We start from the raw sequence: 259 nt of genomic DNA, 5'->3' as shown, positions 1-259 counted from the left end.
CGAGCGAAGACGTGATCCAGCAGAAAGTGCACGAACTGCTCAACCTGGTGCAACTCGACTGGCTTGGCGATCGCTATCCGGAACAGCTCTCCGGCGGTCAGCGCCAGCGTATCGCCCTGGCCCGCGCCCTGGCGGTGGAGCCGAAAGTGCTGCTGCTCGACGTACCCTTCGGCGCGCTGGATGCCAAGGTGCGCAAGGAGCTGCGCCGCTGGCTGGCGCGCCTGCACGAGGACGTGCACCTGACCAGCGTATTCGTCAC

At 66.0% G+C, this 259-nt stretch carries 1 protein-coding gene; it reads left to right on the top strand.

Annotated elements, in window-relative coordinates:
* On the top strand, positions 1-259 hold a 259-nt coding region (locus RYX56_RS23405), incomplete at both ends, for an ATP-binding cassette domain-containing protein (RefSeq protein WP_317124264.1).

The sequence above is a fragment of the Alkalihalophilus lindianensis genome (assembly GCF_032843265.1).
Taxonomy (GTDB): domain Bacteria; phylum Bacillota; class Bacilli; order Bacillales; family Bacillaceae_D; genus Alkalihalophilus; species Alkalihalophilus lindianensis.
The sequence above is the reverse complement of the archived record's forward strand: the minus strand, read 5'-3'. Positions and strand labels throughout refer to the sequence as shown.